19 protein-coding genes and 1 pseudogene are annotated in these 20,395 nt (G+C 37.9%); 1 reads left to right on the plus strand and 19 read right to left on the minus strand.

Annotated features, from left to right (window positions below; genetic code table 11):
* Window positions 1-28: 28 nt before the first annotated feature.
* Genes ytpR through HT732_RS01095 form a run of 3 tightly spaced genes read right to left on the minus strand, consistent with a single transcriptional unit; the run spans window position 29 to window position 1,284 of the window.
* Entirely contained in the window at window positions 29-655 is a 627-nt protein-coding gene (gene ytpR, locus HT732_RS01085) for a YtpR family tRNA-binding protein (protein ID WP_173253690.1), read from the minus strand.
* Between the two features lie 15 nt (window positions 656-670).
* A complete protein-coding gene (locus tag HT732_RS01090; protein WP_173253691.1) occupies window positions 671-988 on the minus strand; it encodes a thioredoxin family protein in 318 nt (105 codons plus the stop codon).
* Window positions 985-1,284 (minus strand): DUF4651 domain-containing protein, encoded by a 300-nt coding sequence (locus HT732_RS01095; protein ID WP_001815024.1) that lies wholly within the window; start codon window positions 1,282-1,284, stop codon window positions 985-987. The genes HT732_RS01090 and HT732_RS01095 overlap by 4 nt, the downstream gene beginning before the upstream one ends.
* 93 nt (window positions 1,285-1,377) lie before the next feature.
* On the opposite strand from HT732_RS01095, the gene HT732_RS01100 reads away from it, so the two are divergent.
* Window positions 1,378-1,509, plus strand: a complete 132-nt coding sequence (locus HT732_RS01100) for a chlorohydrolase (protein WP_173253692.1) — start codon at window positions 1,378-1,380, stop codon at window positions 1,507-1,509.
* A gap of 24 nt (window positions 1,510-1,533) precedes the next feature.
* Here HT732_RS01100 and HT732_RS01105 read toward each other — a convergent pair whose 3' ends face one another.
* The 16 genes and pseudogenes from HT732_RS01105 to rbfA all read right to left on the minus strand — a co-directional run bounded on the left by HT732_RS01105 (window position 1,534) and on the right by rbfA (window position 20,252).
* Entirely contained in the window at window positions 1,534-2,607 is a 1,074-nt protein-coding gene (locus HT732_RS01105) for an N-acetylmuramoyl-L-alanine amidase family protein (RefSeq protein ID WP_173253693.1), read from the minus strand.
* Between the two features lie 119 nt (window positions 2,608-2,726).
* A complete protein-coding gene (locus HT732_RS01110) occupies window positions 2,727-4,334 on the minus strand; it encodes a CTP synthase (protein ID WP_173253694.1) in 1,608 nt (535 codons plus the stop codon).
* Between the two features lie 236 nt (window positions 4,335-4,570).
* Window positions 4,571-5,158 (minus strand): DNA-directed RNA polymerase subunit delta, encoded by a 588-nt coding sequence (rpoE, locus tag HT732_RS01115; RefSeq protein WP_000418401.1) that lies wholly within the window; start codon window positions 5,156-5,158, stop codon window positions 4,571-4,573.
* 253 nt (window positions 5,159-5,411) lie between these two features.
* Window positions 5,412-9,887: a hypothetical protein gene (locus tag HT732_RS01120; protein ID WP_173253695.1), complete on the minus strand. Its 4,476-nt coding sequence runs from the start codon at window positions 9,885-9,887 to the stop codon at window positions 5,412-5,414.
* 74 nt (window positions 9,888-9,961) lie between these two features.
* Window positions 9,962-12,613, minus strand: coding sequence for a valine--tRNA ligase (locus HT732_RS01125; protein WP_173253696.1), 2,652 nt, complete (start codon window positions 12,611-12,613; stop codon window positions 9,962-9,964).
* 122 nt (window positions 12,614-12,735) lie between these two features.
* Entirely contained in the window at window positions 12,736-13,737 is a 1,002-nt protein-coding gene (locus tag HT732_RS01130) for a virulence RhuM family protein (RefSeq protein ID WP_173253697.1), read from the minus strand.
* Window positions 13,738-13,768: 31 nt separating this feature from the next.
* Window positions 13,769-13,906 (minus strand): annotated as a pseudogene (locus HT732_RS01135) (helix-hairpin-helix domain-containing protein); the annotation flags it as partial.
* A 478-nt stretch (window positions 13,907-14,384) separates the two neighbouring features.
* On the minus strand, window positions 14,385-15,440 hold the full coding sequence (locus tag HT732_RS01140) for a hypothetical protein (protein WP_173253698.1): 1,056 nt from the start codon (window positions 15,438-15,440) through the stop codon (window positions 14,385-14,387).
* Window positions 15,441-15,501: 61 nt separating this feature from the next.
* Window positions 15,502-16,071 carry a GNAT family protein gene (locus HT732_RS01145; RefSeq protein ID WP_173253699.1) on the minus strand — a complete coding sequence of 190 codons (570 nt, stop codon included), beginning with the start codon at window positions 16,069-16,071 and terminating at the stop codon, window positions 15,502-15,504.
* Window positions 16,058-16,636 carry a flavin reductase family protein gene (locus HT732_RS01150; protein ID WP_173253700.1) on the minus strand — a complete coding sequence of 193 codons (579 nt, stop codon included), beginning with the start codon at window positions 16,634-16,636 and terminating at the stop codon, window positions 16,058-16,060. Before HT732_RS01150 ends, HT732_RS01145 begins: the two co-directional genes overlap by 14 nt.
* Window positions 16,637-16,919: 283 nt before the next feature.
* Window positions 16,920-17,315 carry a helix-hairpin-helix domain-containing protein gene (locus HT732_RS01155; RefSeq protein ID WP_000038635.1) on the minus strand — a complete coding sequence of 132 codons (396 nt, stop codon included), beginning with the start codon at window positions 17,313-17,315 and terminating at the stop codon, window positions 16,920-16,922.
* Between the two features lie 95 nt (window positions 17,316-17,410).
* Entirely contained in the window at window positions 17,411-17,665 is a 255-nt protein-coding gene (locus HT732_RS01160; protein ID WP_000119706.1) for a DUF1912 family protein, read from the minus strand.
* 9 nt (window positions 17,666-17,674) lie between these two features.
* Window positions 17,675-19,009, minus strand: a complete 1,335-nt coding sequence (locus HT732_RS01165; RefSeq protein ID WP_173253701.1) for a DUF438 domain-containing protein — start codon at window positions 19,007-19,009, stop codon at window positions 17,675-17,677.
* The gene (locus HT732_RS01170) at window positions 19,009-19,242 is read right to left on the minus strand and encodes a DUF1858 domain-containing protein (protein ID WP_173253702.1); all 234 of its coding nucleotides are present in this window, start codon (window positions 19,240-19,242) and stop codon (window positions 19,009-19,011) included. The genes HT732_RS01165 and HT732_RS01170 overlap by 1 nt, the downstream gene beginning before the upstream one ends.
* Before the next feature lie 264 nt (window positions 19,243-19,506).
* On the minus strand, window positions 19,507-19,689 hold the full coding sequence (locus HT732_RS01175) for a hypothetical protein (protein ID WP_050252318.1): 183 nt from the start codon (window positions 19,687-19,689) through the stop codon (window positions 19,507-19,509).
* A gap of 212 nt (window positions 19,690-19,901) precedes the next feature.
* Window positions 19,902-20,252, minus strand: coding sequence for a 30S ribosome-binding factor RbfA (gene rbfA / locus HT732_RS01180; protein WP_001273601.1), 351 nt, complete (start codon window positions 20,250-20,252; stop codon window positions 19,902-19,904).
* Window positions 20,253-20,395: the final 143 nt, after the last annotated feature.

A 20,395-nucleotide genomic window follows, 5' to 3' on the forward strand; every position in this document is an offset into this window, starting at 1 on the left:
AGCTGGTCTATCAGATACTGACAGTTTCCTAGGCAGTCCAGTGCTTCGCTGGATCAAATGGTGTTCCGACAACTTGGTCTTCTGATAATTCAATAATACCACGTTTTTGCGGAGCATTTGGCAAAGCAAGTTCACGAGGGCTGCACATCATTCCAAAACTCTTTTCGCCACGAAGTTCACCTGGGAAAATGAGGTTGCCTTTTGGCATCATAGCTCCAGGAAGAGCTACAATAGTTTTCAATCCAAGACGCGCATTTGGAGCTCCGGCAACAATTTGCACAGTCTTGTCACTTGCGACTGCAACTTGGCAGATGTTGAGGTGGTCACTATCTGGATGAGCTACCATCTCAACAATTTCACCAACAACAAACTTAGGTTCCTTGTCATTAACGATTTCCTCTGTAAAACCTTCCGCCTGCAATTCTTGGTTCAAACGAGCGACTTGCTCATCTGATAAAAAGACTTGACCGCGCTCTGCAATTTCAAACAAACTTGAAACTTCGAAAATATTCCAAGCCACTGTTTCCCCATTATCTTTGAGAAAAACACGGGCTACCTTGCCTTTGCGCTCCACATCCAGTTTGGCATCTCCGCTATTTTTCGCGATGACCATAAGGACATCACCGACATGTTCTTTATTATATGTAAAAATCATTGTTTCCTTTTTCTCCTATTTCAGTCCTGCTAAAAAGTCGTTAATTTGTTGCTTGCTTTTACGGTCGCGATTAACAAAACGACCAATTTCCTTGTCTTTTTCTAGAACAACAAGGCTAGGAATTCCGTAAACATCCCAGAGTTTAGCTAGATCCATGTACTGGTCTCGATCCACTCGAATAAAGGTGAACTCTGGATTGATCTTCTCAATCTCTGGCAAAGCAGGATAGATATAACGACAATCGCCACACCAGTCTGCTACAAAAAGAAAGACCTTCTTGCCATCTTTTTCTACTAAAGATGCTAATTGTTCTAAACTTGCTGGTTGTATCATAAGACTTCCTCCTCATAGACTAGGTCTTCATTTTCATAGACAAAGGTATAATGACGGCCATCCTCAAAAATGACGCCACCAACCAAGCTCTCCAGACTGCTTTCATAGACTTGAACATAGAGGGTCGCAATTTCCCCCATGTCTGAAAAATGGTCTCGCACAATCGCTGTCAACTCTTCCTGAGTCTTCATGAGCTTATGGTCATCTGCAACTTTTTTCGTAGCAAGGGCAAGGCTCCCAATACCAAGCAGAGCCAGACCTGCCATCCACATTTTTTTAGCTTTCATACCATTCATTTTAACACAAAAAAGGCTTTAGGACAAATGAGGAAGCAGCAGAAAAGCAAGTAAAAAGCCTCTTCCTTTAAGGAAAAGGACTTCTTATACTCAATGAAAATCAAAGAGCAAACTAGGAAGCTAGCCGCAGGTTGCTCAAAGCACTGCTTTGAGGTTGTAGATAGAACTGACGAAGTCAGCTCAAAATACTGTTTTGAGGTTGTGGATGACGCTGGCGTGGTTTGAAGAGATTTTCGAAGAGTATTATTCTTATTGCCAGGCACCTGAGTTGCCAACGTAGTAACCATCAGGTGTGTAGGTATTGCGAAGCATCTTACCTGATGAAGCTAGATAATACCACTTGCCATTATCTTTGATCCAAGCATTCACTAGCATGGCACCAGAAGAACTTACATAGTACCATTTTCCCTTGTCATAAACCCAAGCGCTTGCTTTCATGGCTCCTGAAGTTGATAAATAGTACCACTTGCCTTGGTCGTAAAGCCAATCACTAGCAATCATGGCTCCTGATGATTTAAAGGCATACCAGTTGTTACCTTGATAAAGCCAAGTTTGATTGAACATGACTCCTTTATCATTCATAAAGTACCAAGTTCCCTTGTCATAAACCCAATCATTCTGCACTAATTGACCTTGTTTTTGATAGTACCAGTTTTGGTTTGATTTTAGCCAACTTTCTGCTTTTACAATCGGATAAAGTTCTTTGAAAGATCCTCCATCATATTTGTGACTGATAGATTTTAGTTTTTCAAGTTTCAACTCACTATTGTCATAGTCTCCCCAAGCATATACTTTTTGACCATTGACAGTCTCTGGTAAGGTAGCAGTGTAAGTCTTGGTTTGATAATTCCATTTAGCATCGAGGTAAGTGTATTGATTATTTGATTCTTCAATACGGTAGTAGCCTCTCTTTCCACTATCATTATGAATATCATCCACAACTTTCGTTGACCAGGTCTTCACTTCGTTTCCGCTCTTAGCTTCTACCTTGATATCTCCTCTATAGCCATAGGGAACATAGAAATTCAGGTAACGCCCTTCTATACCAATCATAGACTTGTCCTTTTCTTGACCTAGAAAATTGACTGTCTGATCTTGACCATTGAGACTAACTGTCCACTCGATTTTCTCGGTTTTTGGTAAATCCAAGACTTTGATATCCACTTCATGACCATTATTAAATCGGAGAATCTTGCCATCTTGATACTGTACTCCACACTTAACAACCCATTCTTCTTTAAGCTCAAATGCCTGCCCTGAATGTGGAAAAGCCAGTAAAGCTAGACCAGCTAGAGACAAACCAAATAATGTGATTTTTTTCATCGTAGATCCTCCTTAGGATTTTTTATGTTAATTATATCACTATATTTTTAAATTGCAAATATTATCCTAAATATGCAAGCAAAAAACCTCTGAGATTCTTCTCAAAGGTTCTGATTTTGCTAATTGCTGTTCTCAACTGCTGCAGTGACAAAGGCAGTGTAGAGTTCTTCTGGGCGGTTTGGACGACTTGACAGTTCAGGGTGATACTGACAAGCTACAAAGAATTTATTTTCAGGGATTTCCACAATTTCGACCAAACGATTGTCTGGAGAAACACCTGAGAAGACAAAACCTGCTGCCTTAAACTGTTCACGAAAGGCGTTATTAAACTCATAGCGGTGACGGTGACGGCGTTGCACCACTTCTTGATTGTGATAAGCAGCCGCAGCCTTAGAGCCACGTTTCAACTTAGACGGGTAAAGTCCCAAGCGAAGGGTTCCCCCCATATCCTCAACGTCAATCTGATCACGCATGATATCAATGATCGGGTATTTTGTTTCTGGTGCAAGCTCTGCAGAATTGGCACCTTCAAGACCCAAAACGTGACGAGCAAACTCGATACAAGTCAACTGCATTCCCAAGCAGACACCTAACATTGGAACATCATTTTCACGCGCATAGCGAATGGCTTGGATTTTCCCTTCCGTGCCACGCTGGCCAAAACCACCTGGTACGATGATTCCGTCCGCATCAGACAAGAGCTCTGCCACATTCTCTGCTGTCACATCATTGGCATTGATCCAATTGATCTTAACTTCTGCGTCGTTGGCATAACCAGAGTGTTTCAAGGCTTCAACCACAGAAATGTAGGCATCTTGCAACTCAACATACTTACCGACAAGGGAAATTTTAACTTGTTTTTTCAGATTCATGACCTTGTCCACCATAGCTGACCACTCTGTCATATCTGCTACTGGTGCGTCTAATTTCAGGTGGTCACAAACAATTTGGTCCATGCCTTGTGCCTGCAAGTTCAATGGAATTTGGTAAAGATGTTCAACATCTAAAGACTCGATAACGGCTTCTGGTGCCACATCACAGAACTGGGCCAGTTTATTTTTAATTCCTTGACCAGCTGGCTCTTCTGTACGAATAACCAACATATTTGGCTGGATTCCCAATCCACGCAATTCTTTTACAGAGTGTTGAGTTGGTTTGGTCTTCATTTCACCAGCAGCCTTGAGGTAAGGAAGGAGGGTTGTATGGATGTACATAACATTATCCGCCCCCACATCTGCCTTCATCTGACGAAGTGCCTCTAAGAATGGCAAGGACTCGATATCTCCTACTGTTCCACCAACCTCTGTAATAATGACATCAGAATCAGTCGTTAGAGCGGCACGCTTGATTTTTTCTTTCAAGGCATCTGTGATATGAGGAATGACTTGAACAGTTGCCCCAAGGTATTCTCCACGGCGTTCTTTACGAAGAACTTCACTGTAAATTTTACCAGTTGTCACGTTGGAATATTTGTTGAGATTGATATCGATGAAACGTTCATAGTGACCCAAGTCCAAATCTGTCTCAGCTCCGTCATCTGTCACAAAAACTTCCCCGTGCTGATAAGGACTCATAGTTCCCGGATCGATATTGATATAAGGGTCAAATTTTTGAATGGTTACTTTGAGACCACGATTTTTCAAGAGACGACCCAGACTTGCTGCGACAATCCCTTTCCCAATAGACGATACGACACCACCAGTTACAAAAATATATTTCGTAGACATAGATTCCTCTTTCTAAAATGCTCAAGGTCTTGTTAACTACGAGGGGACATAGAAAACAAGATCCTACTAATAAGAATAATCTGAGACGACTGCACCAGATTCACAACCAAAATACAAGAAGATAACTTCTTGAAAAAACAAAAATAGCTCCCTAAGAACTAGGGAGCCCCGACCTCTAAAAGAGGTGCCCGAACAATATGATACCTAAAAATAGGATAATTGTCAATAGCTAACTTTTATTCCTCGATGTTTTCAGCATCATCATCTGAAAACTCGTCGTCGTCTTCGTTGAGATCCACGTCTTCACCCAAGTCATCAGGAGCGATTTCGTTGATTTCTGCATCGTAAGCTTCCACTTCGTTTTTCTCATCATCTGGATTTTCATCATCGTATGAAAGAGCTGGATCTGCTTCATATGCGTCTTCATCTTCTGGATCATCTGCATTGTAGTCAATGGCATCTGAATCACCATCCATGAAGGCATTGACACGTTTTTTCTTAGCTTTTGGTGCCACTTCATCGTCGTCATTTTCTTCAAGAGCGATAATTTCTTCGTCGATTTCGTCCACACCATACCATGAACGAAGACCCCATTTGTTGTCTCCAAGTGAGATGAAGCTACCGTCAAAGTTCAACTCTGTGTAGAACAAAGGCAAGGCTTCGCGGATATCGCTGTTTGATGTTCCAAGGTAGTTTTGAATTTCGTTTACAAGATCGCTAAAATGCATCTCGTGATCGCGACCACGAAGTTCCAAGATAGCACGCGCTACCTCAATCATAGATAGTTCACTTTTTTCTTGCCCAGCAAATACTTCTAATTCCAAAGCGTTTCTCCTCATTTATACTACTATCGCCAGAGCAAACAGACTCTGACCTCATTTTATCATTTACTCTTTATTTTACGATAATTTTGCAGAATAGTCAAAGGTTAAGGGGGAGAAATCTATATCTTTTACTTTAGCTTTTATATGTAAAAAGACTAACTCTTGAAAAGAATACATTACATTATATTTAACTAATTCTTTCTAAGATTCATAATAATTCAATCTCTTACTATCAGTTTCTTATAAAATTTTGTTATTTATTCATCAATTCTTCAATCAGAGTTCGTGAGCTGCCGAACTCATTTTCAAACATTTGATCAATAATATCTAAACACCTATCAGCAATATCATCCCCTTTATGTTCATCATAAAGCTGTATCATTAACCTAGAAAGGTATTCTTCTATTCGTCTATAATAATATGGTTCCAATTTCAATTCATTGTTTTTGCTCACAATATTAGACACTGTTTCGAATATGATGTTTTCATAATCTGAAATCGATACCTGTTTTTCAAGAAATTTTAAAAAATAATAATATAACTTATCTCTATACTCTGAAGTTAGTAGCTTAAGTATTAAATCTTTATCTTTTTTAATATCCAACAAATCATCCCGGAACAACTGTGGTAAAATTTTTTCTAAATTTGTAATATTCTTACTTAAATGATGCAGTATAATCTTCTTTGATTTCTCTTCATGGTTCTTTACCTTTAAATAATTAATTGCCATCTGACAAATACCTTCTGCTTGAAGTCCATTTCCACTATATACAGTTGATTCCATATCTCCTTTATTTAAGTAAATTTCTGTAATCAGAGATGAGGAATTTTTTACAAGTAAAGTGTCTTTTGAATTGAAAGCCACTTGTAATAGAGATTGGATTCGTTCTTTTTCATCTTCGTATAGCCTATATAAAATGTAGTTACTATGGATATGAACTAACATCTTTTTATCTTTAAAAATCGATCTAAATAGTTCTCTTGCAAAATTTTTATCTAAATCTAAAATTATAGGGAGAAGAAAAATAGAATTAAATTGTACATAGTCAGTCTTATCATTAGCCAGTGAAAAAATAGTATCTTTGAAATACGAAATATATGTTAATGAACTTTTTATTAGTTTCGTCAAAGCATGAATTCCATAGCCTCTCAAAGTTGAGTAAGATTGATGTAGATAATTTTCTAGTGTCTGTTCCTTGTTAAATTTATCAAGAGCATCCAAATCAGTATTCTTAAGATAATAATCAAGTCTTTCTAAGATATTCTCGGACCATGCTATATTTGAGTGTTTCTCTATGACTCGGAAAAAATAATAAAGATTCTCCCAATTATTTTCATTTACAAAATTTAATAGTATGAATTCAAGGTCACTTAAAACAGGATCTGGAATTTTTTCTAAGTCTACAATTCCACCTAGTAGACCATCTATATAATGTTCATTGATTTTATGATTGGACGATAAGTTTAAAAATAAAGAAACGTATTCTTTAGGATTTTGAGAAACAGCAATTCTAAAATCCCTAGCTAATTCTCTGGGAGAAGAATCAATAAATATGTGTCTCTCACTATCCCATCTACATTTAGTCTCACCTTTTGGACTGATGAGAATATTTCTCCAAGATTTAGCAGAAATATTCTTTCCTTGTAGCGGAGAAACTACACTTCCACAATGTGAGTCATAAAAAGAATCAGAAAAACTATTAGATCGTTCCAATACCTTTAGTAATTCGATAGCTTCTTTACTCATTCTTTTTTTCGGTAAAACTGATAGCAGTCTATACTGTAAGTCTCCCCAAAATGGCCAATAAACCCTATAATCATTTTGAGATTTATTTGTTTCAATTCTCCTTGCTAGTCTTTGTTTAGCCTTAGGTGATACATAATGAATAATTTGTTCTTCAAGTTTATGGTACATTTCTAATGAACATCTTTTTGAGACCTTAGAAATCAATCGTTTGGCTAAAATCAATTTTTCTTCATAACCTTGAGATTTTTCAAAGAGGTTTTTGTAAAAATCAATCAGTAAGTATTTGATACAAGTATCAGAATAGCTCGCTGGTGAATAATACAATGTATCTAAAATAACTTCATTATAAAGATAATCACCATTTCCCATATAATCACTATAAGTTTCAAAAAAAATATCAGGATATTTCGAAATTAGACATTTATTTGCTTCATTTAATAAATGAAGGTAATATCTTTGTAAGCTATCGCGTTCTTTCAAGGCTAGATTGTATTTAGTTGAATTATTCTCGGAATACTTTTTAAGATAAGGCAATAATATTTGGACGATTTGCATACAATTTTTATCTATGTAATTATGGGAGTTTTCATCGAAATTCTTTGATTCATTATAAAATCTATTGCTATTATCAGAGTCTTGAAATTTGTCAAGAAATAAACATATAATCTTAATTGTATATGCGTTTATATTTTTATAGAAGTCGCCAAACAAATCTGGTTCTTTTAGATAAGATTTCCAATAATGCAATCTTACCTTAAAAAATTCTTCTGAATCATTATGATAATCATTAAAGAAACAGCCCCGCCACTCATTTTTATCATCAGAATTTGCTATTGATAATTTGATAAATTTAATACTTTCAGTTGTGTAATTTGGAGAGATACTACTTAATAAATTAATTACTAATATTCTATTCTCATCAAACCACTTTTTAAAAATACCCTCTTCCACTAAAAAATTCACATATAATTGATGACTACTAATTACCGTTTGACACAAATGATTTCTATACTCTGTTTCTTGAATCAGATCTGCTATATAATTTAAAATCTTTTTAGATGGTTCTTGAATACTTCCTAAGATTTCAAAGAAAACATATTTGAAATTAAACCTGACATTATCACTCTTTATTAATCTAGTTCCAAAATTTAAAAAATCTTTTTCTGATTCTTCTAATAATGATTGAAGAAAAATTTGAAATTGATAACGTCTTGTTGGATTCTGTTGTGTTTTATCTCCAATAATTTCATTTATATCGTCATAATTATCGTAGTAATCAAGAATCATTTGCTCTGCAACAAAACAATCTAAGAATGACTGATGAACAAAAGAAACTTTGTTGGAACGCTCTGTTAACATCCCTTGGCTAATTAAATATCGCAGAGCTTTCTCATTACCTATTATTCTTCTCTTACTAAACACAGTTTTACCTGTATCAGCAAATAAATTGACAAGCTTCTCTTTTAATTTATTCAGATCATCTTCACTTAAATCGGCTTCCTGACATTTTGCTGATAAATCCCTCCACCACTTATCAACTAGGGCATAAGTATTTTTTATTTGATAATATTCTTCTTTGTAATTAATTTGTTCCCAAATATAAAGATTACTCGGGGTTCTCAACAACTGTCTTAATCTGTTTGGATAATTATGGTATTTACTTCCTAAAATTTCCTCAACCTCATTTTCAAATAATTCATTAACTTCAACTTTACGCCAAGATTCAGTATCATCTTTCGATTTGTTTTCAAATAACGCCTTAATTCCGTTATCATTTTCTAAATCATAAGTTCTGCAAACAAAAATAATTGAGATTTTATTTTCTCTTTCCGAATTAAGGTTCCGTATCTCTCGAATCAACTCCAAACAAGTCGCAAGTGAACTTTTAGAATTTCTTGCTGTCCATCTTAATGCATCTAGTTGATCTAATATGAGAACAGTATTATCCTCTTTAGAAAAAGCGTTCAAACAATAACTTATGCTAGCAGGAAATCCTAACTTCTCCCCCCATTCTTGTGCTGTACCCTCAGGAATATAACAATCTAGTTTTAAATCTAAGTGTAAAATATTACTTTTATTACACCAATCAATAATATTTTCTGTTAAACCACTTTTACCATTCCCAGCTTTCCCGTGAATGATAATTGATTTTCCTTCTTGAATATATTTCTTACATTCATCAAATTGTTTGCGAATTTTTAGACCGGAATCCAATGTTTTAAATCTGTTTTTATACTCATCATTTAAAATATTTATTCTAGGTATTATCCTATCATCACGTGCTAAATTTCTGAATTCAATTTTCTCATTTTTAATAAATTTCTCCAAATCCTGAAATGAAAGCCATCTTCCATAAATTTCACCTTGTAAAATTAGATTAATGAATTTTGACTTTATGCTAGCAGCATCACCAATAAAATATTGACTAATCATATCTTTTATAAATTCTTCATTTTCTGGAGATGGATCTTGTCTAATCACCGTTCTACTTAAAAAATTTATAATTTTCGGAATATCTTTTTCCTTAGAAAATCCCAAATTATTAACATAGTTATCAAATAAGTTTTTAATCTCTGAAGATGTATTAACTTGATAATCAATAAAAGACTGAGGATTATCATTAGTCTTAGCTCTATAAATTAAATCAGAAAAGTTTGTAAACGGAAGTGGACTAACTAATGAAACTTTAGTTGTCAAGTCTCTGCTTAGATGCAATTTCCAATATTTCAAAATTCCACGACTATTTAAATCTGATAAAGTCCAATAATCTTTACTAGCATTTCTTCCTTTACATTGTTGAGCTTCTGTTATTCCGTTAGAGTATCTAACCCAAACGTCCACCCCCACTTCTTCTTCACCTATAGCTTCAACTTTAATAGCATCTATTTTTTCAGAAATAATATCAATAAATTTTAAAACAATCCAGTTGAACTCATATTTATTACCTAATTTATCTGCTCTTCCACCTGATTCATAAGGCATATCTGTACCTCTTTTGGATAATTTATTTATACTGATTATACCAAAAAACACGGCTCATCACCGTGTTTCTATGTTTATTTCACCAACTTCTTCATCTCATCAATACGTGCTACGGTCGCATCGTACTTGACTTGGTAGTCGGCTTGTTTGTCGCGTTCTTTTTGGACAACTTCTGGTTTGGCATTGGCTACGAAGCGTTCGTTAGAGAGCTTCTTACCAACCATGTCCAGTTCTTTTTGCCATTTAGCCAATTCCTTATCGAGACGAGCCAGTTCTTCTTCGACGTTGAGGAGGTCTGCCAGTGGCAGGTAGATTTCTGCTCCTGTGATGACGCTTGACATAGCCAGTTCAGGTGCAGGGATGGTAGATGCGATTTCCAAGTGTTCTGGATTTGTGAAGCGTTTGATGTAGTTGACATTGCTGTTAAAGAAGGCTTCCAAGTCGCTATCACTTGTCTTAACAAGGATGGTGATAGGCTTGCTTGGAGCAACGTTTACTTCCGCACGCGCATTCCGAACAGCACGGATCAAGTCTTTGAGGCTTTCCACACCAGTGTGGGCAACAAGGTCTTCAAAGGCTGGGTTAACAGTCGGGTATTCCGCCGTAACGATAGAACCTTCTGAGATTTGCCCAAAGATTTCCTCTGTCACGAATGGCATGATTGGGTGAAGGAGACGAAGAATCTTGTCCAAAGTGTAAAGGAGAACAGAACGTGTGATGACTTTCTCTTCTTCATTGTCGCTATAAAGGACTTCCTTGGTCAATTCAACATACCAGTCCGCAAACTCGTCCCAGATGAAGTTGTAAAGGATATGTCCAGCGACACCAAACTCAAACTTGTCAAAGTTGGCAGTAGCTTTGCCGATGGTTTCATTGAGGTTGTGAAGAATCCAGCGGTCTGTGACATTCCCAGCTTCCTTGTTAACAACTTTTTCCACATTGGCAGTTGCTTGCTCAAGGGTCAAGCCTTCATTATTCATGAGGATGTAGCGAGAGATGTTCCAGATCTTGTTAATGAAGTTCCATGAAGCATCCATTTTCTCGTAAGAGAAACGCACGTCTTGACCTGGTGCAGAACCGTTTGAAAGGAACCAACGAAGGGCATCGGCACCGTATTTTTCGATGACATCCATCGGGTCAATCCCGTTACCGAGAGATTTGGACATCTTGCGTCCTTGCTCGTCACGGATGAGACCGTGGATAAGCACGTTTTGGAATGGCTGACGACCAGTGAATTCCAAGGATTGGAAGATCATACGAGATACCCAAAAGAAGATAATGTCGTAACCTGTTACCAAGGTTGAAGTTGGGAAGTAACGTTTGAAATCTTCTGAGTCGACATCAGGCCAGCCCATGGTTGAGAATGGCCAAAGGGCAGAACTAAACCAAGTATCCAAGACGTCTTCATCTTGTGTCCATCCGTCACCTTCTGGAGCTTCTTCACCGACGTACATTTCACCCTCAGCATTGTACCAAGCAGGGATTTGGTGACCCCACCAGAGCTGACGAGAGATTACCCAGTCATGGACATTTTCCATCCATTGGAGGAAGGTATCGTTGAAACGAGGTGGGTAGAATTCAACTTTGTCCTCTGTGTCTTGGTTTGCAATAGCATTTTTCGCCAATTGGTTCATCTTGACAAACCATTGAGTAGACAAGCGTGGCTCAACCACAACACCTGTACGCTCTGAGTGGCCAACACTGTGGACACGTTTTTCGATTTTAACAAGGGCACCGATTTCTTCCAGTTTAGCAACGACTGCCTTACGAGCTTCAAAACGGTCCATGCCTGCAAATTCGAAGGCAAGCTCGTTCATAGTTCCGTCGTCGTTCATGACGTTGACTTGTGGCAAGTTGTGGCGTTGACCAACCAAGAAGTCGTTTGGATCGTGGGCAGGCGTGATTTTCACGACACCAGTACCAAATTCAGGATCTGCGTGCTCGTCTCCAACGATCGGGATAAGTTTATTAGCGATTGGCAGAATAACGTTTTGACCAATCAAATCCTTGTAGCGTGGGTCTTCTGGGTTGACCGCAACGGCAACGTCCCCAAACATGGTCTCAGGACGAGTTGTGGCAACTTCAAGGGCGCGTGAACCGTCTTCCAGCATGTAGTTCATGTGGTAGAAGGCACCTTCGACATCCTTATGAATCACCTCGATATCAGAAAGGGCTGTGCGAGCTGCTGGGTCCCAGTTGATGATAAACTCACCACGGTAGATCCAACCTTTCTTGTAGAGGTCCACAAAGACCTTGCGAACAGCTTTTGACAAACCTTCATCAAGAGTGAAACGCTCGCGAGAGTAATCGACAGAGAGGCCCATCTTGCCCCATTGTTCCTTGATAGTAGTGGCATACTCGTCTTTCCATTCCCAGACCTTGTCGAGGAATTTTTCACGACCTAGGTCATAACGTGTAATGCCCTCTCCACGCAAGCGCTCCTCAACCTTAGCTTGAGTCGCAATCCCCGCGTGGTCCATCCCTGGAAGCCAAAGGGTATCAAAACCTTGCATACGTTTTTGACGGATGATGATATCTTGCAAAGTCGTATCCCAAGCGTGACCCAGGTGAAGTTTCCCAGTTACGTTTGGTGGTGGAATGACGATTGAATAAGGCTTAGCCTTTTGATCTCCTGAAGGCTTGAAAACATCCGCATCAAGCCATTTTTGGTAACGACCAGCCTCAACCTCGGCTGGATTGTATTTAGGTGAAAGTTCTTTAGACATGTGTTTGTCCTTTCTAGTTAATATCTTTAAATAAAATTAGTATGTAGAAGATAGGCCTTGATTCAACTCATCTTGTTTTTCTCATTATCTTCTATAAGCAAAGAAACGGTGAAAATTTTACATTAACTTTCTCTCATTATCTTCATAATATGTTTATCAAAGTCTGATATAATTTTTTGAGTTCGGTTAAATTTTTCATACTCCTGAATGGCTTTTGAGTCTGCTTGTTTCTTGGAAATACTTCCTTTTCCTTCTAAAATTTCGTACTCATTAAAAGATAGAAAACGATCAATACTATCTGCCAATCCTCGCATTGTAAACGTATTACGGCGCTCAACCAAACCCTCGATATAATCAAAATAGGCTGTAACAGTTCGCTCTAGTTGTCGAATTTCTTTTTCTTGCAAATAATTTTTGGCTACCGTTACATCTGATTTGAGCACTCGTCCATCAGGTGCATTCTTCCAAGAAGTTAATCCCATTTTTTCTTTACTAGCATCGGCTTGTTGATAGATAATTTCTGCAGCCGTACTTCCAGTAATTGCATAATGAAATTTATTTTGCACCATAGCATAGAAATTTTTAGTAATATCTGAGTTTCGATCATAATCTATGGCACATTCAGCAAAGATATCCGTGATTTGCTGATAAATCCGGCGTTCGCTAGCACGAATAGAGCGAATTCGTTCTAAAAGTTCACGGAAATAATCTTGTCCGAAAACTGTCTGTCCTTGTTTCAAGCGTTCATCATCTAAAACAAAACCTTTGATGATAAATTCTTTCAAGGTCTTGGTTGCCCATATTCTAAATTGAGTAGCCTTGCTGGAATTTACACGATAGCCTACTGAAATGATAGCATCAAGATTGTAATATTCAAGTTCACGCCGGACAGCTCTATTTCCCTCTTGTTGAACCTGTGCAAATTTTGCACAAGTTGACACCTTATCTAATTCACCACTATCATAAATGTTTTTTAAGTGCTTTGTAATGACACTTCGTTCAACTCCAAAGAGCTCTGCAAGACCTTTTTGAGTCAACCAAAGATTTTCATCCTGTAAAAGGATATCTAGCTGAACGTCGCCATTTGGTGTAGTATACAGGATGAAATTAGAAATTTCATTCAAGACAATTTCACCTCCCCCCTTCCATAAACAATTACTTTTCTTTCTTAAACTTTATGCCGTTTTCTTTCAGCTTTTTAACGGTTACGGGACCAATTCCCTTCAAAGCGAGAACTTCTTTTTCAGTCCATTTTTTGAAATCTGAAGACGTACGAATCCCATTTTCAACAAAGATGTGTAGTTCATCGAAATTTTGAATTTGTCGACGTTCTACAAAAGTTGGTTTTTTAGCCATTATTTCTGTCCAAGCAGCCTATTCTTCAGAAATAACTTTGATATCCAACTTTTGCTGGCGTTTTAATTCTTTTTTTCTATTTTTCTTTTTAGCCATCTATTTTCTCCTCTAACTCATTCTTCAATAGATCAAACTCTACCTCTGCTGTATTGGATATTCTTACGACCTCGGATACAGGCTTGAACGGGAATCTAAGCTTCTTTGTGATTCATTTGCTTTGAAGGTTGTACCCCAAGCCTGACCAAGGTAGAGTTTTTCCAGTTACATTTGGTGGTCGGAATCACTATTGAATAAGACTTAGCCTTTTGATCTCCTGAAGGCTTGAAAATATCTTCGTCAAGCTATTTTTGATAACGACCAGCCTAAACATAGGATGGAGTGTATTTAGGTGGAAGTGATTCATTTTAGTTCTTCTTTAAGTGTTTGTAAGTAGTCTTTTGACAATCTTTGATATCCTAGATTTTTTCTTTCGATATCTAATGTATAACGTGGGATGAAATATGAAGACTGACGGCCTTAGTTTTTTTATTAACTTTTTCTGTAATTTCCGACGTTTTTTTCTCAGTATCTCAACATCAGTTCGTTTATAAGAGTATCCATAAAGTCTTCTTTCTAATCTATCTATTGATTTGTAAATATCTATTGCTTTGTCGCTATGGACGTTTCGTTTAATAGTAACTCGTTCAACTGCTTTAACATAATCGTCTTCTAATGATTCAATGATTGATAAATAAAAAAATTCATATACAAACAGACCCAGTAGTGCAAATATATCAAAAAGTTCAGATTCTAAAAACGGAACATATAATAATAAAATTAAGATAGTATTTGTATAGGGAAAAGCATAAAAAATAAAGAATATCCACATCTGTTCTTTTTTATGTTTGGAAGGAACTGACTTAATCAAGTTTGTAAACCAGGTTTGTAACGATAAAAATATAATTGATATTACCGATATTATAAACGGTATTAAATATGAATTATCATTTAAATTATTAGTTTTATCAAATAAAATAATTGAAGAATAAATAGATAAAATAAATAATATCAACCAAATAATTCTTCTAAGCAATGTAGAAGGATTGAATTTTATTTCCTTTTTTGAGCGTTCCCAATCATATTTCAGGAGCAGTGCTATATACAAAGACAGCCTATCATAGTCAATTACATCATTATCCAATATATCCCAAATATGACCATCTTTCATATAATAGGGTTTAGAATATTTAATTTCCATGTTCTTTCCAAACGGATTAATCTGGCTTTTTAACTGTATAAGTGCAGAATCTTTCTTTTGATTATCCTTTAAATTTTCTAATATTATTTTAAGTTGCTTTCTCCATTCAGCTCTTTCCTTAGTAATATAATCAATCTGATTTCTTTTGCTATTATTTATAAAAACTAAAATCGCACTTAATATAGCTCCTAGGCCTGCTCCACTCAGTAGGGTGATAATCTGACCTACTTCCATTTGCCAACACCTCTTCTTTTAAGTAATAATATATCCCAACTGTTCGAAATTCTCGAACAGTTCAACTCCCAATTTCTATTTCCCACTCACTCCTCAGTAAGCCATATCTCAAATCATCACAGCGGTTGCCTTGAGCATCTTTACGGTCTCTTATGCGAGCTTCGAGGGTAAATCCAAGTTTTTCTGCAACTCGTTGACTTTTGACATTGTTACCAAAGCAAGACAATTCTATTTTGTGAAGCCCCAGTTCTTTAAAGGCTAAGTCAATCAAGGCACGCGTTGCTTCAGGCACATAGCCTCGACCCCAATAGTCTGGGTGCAAGGTGTAGCCAATCTCCAGTACATCATCTTCGTGACGGTGATTGAAGTCAACAGAGCCAATGACTTTATCAGTCCCTTTAACAACACTCCCATAGCCAGCTGGGAGATTTTCCTTTTGATTGCGTTCGGGAAGGATATGCTCCAGATAATAAATCTCATCTTCCAAGGTCTTGACGGGTGGAAAACCAGCTGGATAGGCGACCTCTGGCAAACTAGCATAGTCAAAGATATCCTCAGCATCCGCCACTGTACGGACTCGTAAGACCAGACGCTCTGTTTCCAAGCGTTCTGGTAACTCAACTCTTGTCATCCTTCTTCCTCGCTTTTTTGATGAAACTCCCCTTAATATCTACACGCTTGTCCAGATAACGATAGACGCGCTGATATCCATCTCCCATGAAATAGGTTGGGGCAAACAGTTCATTTCTAAAATGCCCCTTTTCATCCAAAAGTTCTGGGTCAACAAGTCGCTCAACAATCTTAGCGAAAATATGACAAATTCCCTCTTCCTCAACAATCCTATCTACCTGACAATCCAAAACGACTGGACAATCCTCTAAAATCGGTGCCTGAGTTCGTTCAGAAATTTCATAATGCACTCCCAAACGTTCCAATTTCTCCTGATGACTGATAAAACCAGCCTGCTCCATCTCGAGCATGAGATTTTCATCAGGGATATTCACAGTAAATTTTTGATAATGTTTAATTTGCTCTGCGACATTTTCTCTCGCAACGACTCCAACCACAATCCAATCTCCTAGACTATAAGAGGAACTACAGGTCGTGATGTTATATCCAAAATTCTGATCTTGATATCCTAAAATAAAAACAGGAAAGCCATAGTATAGTTTATTAGTTTTAAATGATTGCTTCATAACAACCTCCTTTGACTAAGACGCAAAAGAAAAGCCCTGCCATCTACATGACAGGGACGAATGTGTTTATCCGCGGTACCACCCAATTTCGGGCAGTCGCCCGCAACTCTCGTCTTTAAAATAAAAAGACATAATTTTATTTCATTTTCATCCATCAGCAACCAGTTTTGACACATTTGTGGACTTCTCAGCACCGCCACTTTCTGTAAAATGCGGGATTCAAAACACCTCTAATGGCTCTATTGTAGCAAGATTTTTTCGGAAATGCAAGGCACAAGAAAGATTACTTGAACTTGATGCCATTTTCCTTCAATTTCTTGATGGTAGCTGGGCCGATTCCTTTCAAGGCAAGGAGTTCTTTTTCAGTCCAGTTTTTGAAATCTGACGCAGACTTGATTCCTTCATCATAGAAAGTCTTAGCACGATCAAGTGGAAGTCCACCCAAGTTTGCTGCAAAATCTTCTACAGAATTGGCTACTTTTTGAGCTTGCTCTTTGGTAGCTTCTACTGCTTGTTCAACTTTTTTAGAAACAGCCTTACCAGCTTGGCTTGCTGATTGCTCTGCACGTTTTACGACTTTTTTTGTCTCTTCTACAACCTTAGTCACAGTACTTGAAAAGGCACCTGCACGACGGAGGCTATTTCGTAATTGTTTTTTACGATTGAGTTTCTTTGACATGATAAAATCCTTTCAATAAAAAACCCCTGCTCTGACAAGGATTTAATATAAATATTCTATCAAGATTTTAGTAAAAAATCAAGAATCTATCTCATTTAATAATTTCGCTCACCGAATAAGCCATCTGGCAAATCATGGAATCCCTTGCCTGCCTTGAAGTTTTCAAATTTGCCAAGCAAGAACTGATAAGCATCCAAGCGGCTTTCGTAGCGAATCATGGCATCTTTGGCACGCTCGTCTTGGTCTTCTTCGTAGACTTTTTGGCTTTCCTTGTGCGCCATGTCATTGATCATAATCTGGGTATTGACCCAGGCTTCAAATTCCTTCATAAATTCTTGTTCGTAACTCATTTTTTCTCCTTATTCTAATCCACGGAAATAGTCCGTGTCAATCTCACGGTAGGGCTGGATATCCTGAACGTATTCCAGCACACCTTGAAATTCTCCGTTTTCATCGTGTACTGCTGCGTAGGTGATGTGGACAAACTTGCCTCGTGACTCAGATTTGAACCACATTTCATACTTATCCTTAGTACCCTCACGAAGCCCCTTCATGATGGTCTTGACCTTGTCCAAGTACTTAGGCGGATGGCAGAGTTCGACATTGCGCCCAACTTGGGACGGGGTCCGTTTGAAAATCATCTCATCAGCTGGCGTATTGTCATTGTAATACTGGAAAATATCGTCTTTATTGACAAAGGTAATCTCCATAGGAAGATGATTGAGGATGAGATTGGCCTGCTCGACTGAGAGATAGCCATTGCCAAAAGCCTGCTGACTATAGCGGTCCAGCACTGCTTCCTTTTCCTTAGGGGTAAAGGTAATGGTGAACTGTCCTTCTGGCGTATCAATCACTTGCTGAACTTGACCTTCAGCCGTGTCTAGTTGTACTGGCTCCTCTGCACTCTTTTCCTCAACAAAACTCTGTCTTTCTGGCACCCATTTTTCAGACGGACGGATGATGGCATAACCATAGGAATCACTCTCCTCCGCAATCTGAAGCCAGTCATCCTGAGTAAAGGACTCAAGGAGAATCATGAGAAGGATGGACTCTTCCTTGAAAATCATACTTTCAAACTCTGTCGCAAAGGCTTCAAAAGCTTCTTTTACGCTGCTAATTGACACTTCTGGTAGTGACTTGGCTGTCGCTAAAGCTGTTTGAAAGAGTTCCCTGATCTGATCATCCACTCCCCACATAACTTTTGGGGGTGAATCGTGTCCATAGCGCTCCATGATAGGAAAGAAGAGTTCTTCTTTACGTTGGTAATGAATATCAAATTGACCCACAAGTCCCATCTGACGCACCAAACCCTTACGCATCTCCGCAAGCATTTCTTCATCTTCCATAGACTCATAGGTATCTAACAATCTACGAATGCGAATCAAGGCCGCACGGAGGGCTAGATTTTCTTCTTTGAAAATCCGAACTGGGTGACCTGGGTGCTCGGTATCTGCAACTTCGACATCCTTAACAGCATTTTTAAAAAGATTGGCATGGACATCACAGAGTTCCATGACATCTTCAAAGGTAACACCTGAGTCTGAGTTCATCAGCTCGTGCTCCATGAGGGAAATCTCGATAGCTGAAACACCTGTAAAGGTCGCATCAAAGCGCTCCTGAACCGACTCAGGAGAGGCGCCATTATGCAATTCTAACAAAATATCCCGTAGGACATGAATCCGTTCATCTGCCATTAGTCTAATCCAATCACTTCGTAGCCATTAGCTTCCAGTGTGCGGACAATCTTGTCCATAGGAGTTCCTTCAAGCTTAGACCCCTGCTTAAGCGATACCTTGCGACCAACTGCATTGCGCATCAAGGGATTAGCAAGGGGTTTAAAACCCAGCTCTACTAGGATTTCCAAGACTTCTGGATGCTTATCCACCACTTCTGCAACAGGAATTGACACATCGATGATATTGTCCATGACGACCTCCATTATCGTTTATAAATGATATTATTTATTTTATTATACCATAAGGAAAGAGATTAAAAAACTAGCAGTGGAGTTCCTGCTAGTTCACTGCGACTTGGATAACCATCTAAATAAGTTTAAAGAGCCAATCCAGTAGCTTAAATAATAGCTTGTAAAATAATAATTGGACTGCAAAAGAGATGATCATCCAAAAGAATTTCAAAATCCCAATAATCGGTTTGATAAAAAGAATAGCAAGAAGTCCCCAGAAAAATTTCATTTTTTATCCTCTGGCTTAATGAGCCACCGAGCCGTATCCATTAACTTGTCTGCAATAAAAAGTTTCCCCAGACCGACAACGGCATGGTCATCTTTCTTTATCGTTTTCATTACTTTTACACCTTGCATGGTCAAAAAGTAATTCCCGTAAGTTTTAGCTAGAATTTTTATGAGTCCCATATTATCTTCCCTTGTTTAACTACACTTTCAAAATGTTAACGATACCAGTTTTGCTGGCCATTGCTGAAAAATTGTTTTATTTCTCTTATTATTCCCATAATATCATACAAGCTAAATTTTATAAAGCTTTTTAATAATTTTTAAGTCTAGAAAGATTTCCCAGTATGTTTTGTAGCCATTTCCCCACCAAAAAAGAGGGTTGCCCCTCTTCTTTAGTTCTTATCCAGATTACGTAGCATTTCGTCAATCTTGTTTCCATATTCGATGGATTCGTCTTTGACGAAAGTCAAATCTGGGATTTTGTACAATTTCAAATTGCGACCAAGTTCACGTTTGATAGTACCAGTTGCTTTTTCAAGCCCGATTTGAGCTTTCTGGTTATCCGAAGCAAGATTACTCAAAATGGTGTAGTAAACCTTGGCAACAGACAAGTCACCTAGCATCTGAACATCTGTGATGGTCACGCCTTGGACACGCGGATCACGGACTTTCTTTTGCAAAATCTCATTGACTTCACGCTTGATTTCCATGCCCACACGATCCGTACGGAAATGATTTGCCATGATATTCCTTTCTCTACTTTGAACCAAAAGCTAGGCCAGCAGACCTAGCTATTTTTAAACTTATTGATTTTCATTTCAAATTGGAACGAAGTTCAATTTGAAATCATCTGCTTCTTTCGCCGTGGTGAAAGTTATGGAACTGA

It is taken from the genome of Streptococcus sp. 5346, from assembly GCF_013277455.1.
In the GTDB taxonomy this organism is placed as follows: domain Bacteria; phylum Bacillota; class Bacilli; order Lactobacillales; family Streptococcaceae; genus Streptococcus.